General features: G+C 44.4%; 1 protein-coding gene and 1 pseudogene. One reads left to right on the top strand and one right to left on the bottom strand.

The window, feature by feature from the left end; all coding sequences use genetic code 11:
• On the top strand, positions 1–334 hold a 334-nt coding region (locus R7O12_RS26850), incomplete at its 5' end, for a response regulator (protein WP_318127109.1).
• A 108-nt stretch (positions 335–442) separates the two neighbouring features.
• On the opposite strand, the pseudogene scrG reads toward R7O12_RS26850, so the two are convergent.
• A pseudogene (scrG, locus tag R7O12_RS26845) lies at positions 443–1,046 on the bottom strand (regulatory protein ScrG); the annotation flags it as partial.

The following is a 1,046-nucleotide window of genomic DNA, read 5'->3' as shown; positions in this document are numbered from 1 at the left end:
GCTTGATGCAGATGGTGAAATGATCGCGTTAATTATTTCGGATCACGTGATGCCAGGTAAAACGGGTGTTGAGCTGCTGACGGAAATTTCCAAAGACAGCCGTTTTGTTCGCACTCGCAAAGTCTTGTTGACTGGGCAGGCCACGCACACTGATACGATCAATGCGATTAACTCTGCGGGCATCGATCGCTATTTCGAAAAGCCTTGGCAAGCCAATCAGTTGATTGAGTGCGTAAGAAACCTCGTTACACAATACATTTTTGATATGGGGCTCGATTACACGCAATATCACGAGCACTTAGATCAAAACGTTGTGTTTGACCGCTTAAGATAGATGGGTAAAGTTAACCTGAGTTTTCGCCACAGCCACGTTCTGTTTTGATATAAAAATCGGTGACTAAACGGTGGCTGTGCGGAACAGATGAGAATGACAAAATTCGAACTACGAATTCAATGAATATCGGCTAGCACTTGCGACAGATAAGGGTTTTGAGAACCAGTAACCTTGTAAATAGTCGACGCCCATCTGAGTAAAGAAGTCGCACATCTTCGCATCCTCAATGCCTTCAATCACTACCTCAATATTGTTCTCGTGGCACATTGCAATCAAAAACTTTAGGTACTCTCGCGAAGAGTGGTTTGTCAGCGTTTTCCAAGCCATCGATTTATCGATTTTTATCTGCGTCATCGGTAAATCAAAGAAGCAGTTTAAAGAACTGTACCCGGAACCAAAGTCATCCAAAGACAACGCAAAACCCAACTCACGAAGCGTGTTTAAGGGGGCCATAGCCGTTTGGTTGTTATCCAAAATGAATGTTTCGGTGAGCTCTAGCACGACAGACTGAGGTGCGACGCCAGCTTCGTCAGCCATGGCTTTGATTCTTGAGGGAAACTCACCATTCATAAGCTGCAGAACGGAGACGTTTACGTTCACTCTTACTTCATTTTGGTAGCGTTTACGGTATTGTTTTATGAACTGACAAGCTTTCGCGAACACTTGATAGCCTAGCTCGACAATCAAACCTTTGTTCTCGGCAACGGGAATA

It is taken from the genome of Vibrio sp. Vb1574 (assembly GCF_033338675.1).
Note: the sequence above shows the minus strand (reverse complement) of the source record. Positions and strands in the feature narration are given on the sequence as shown.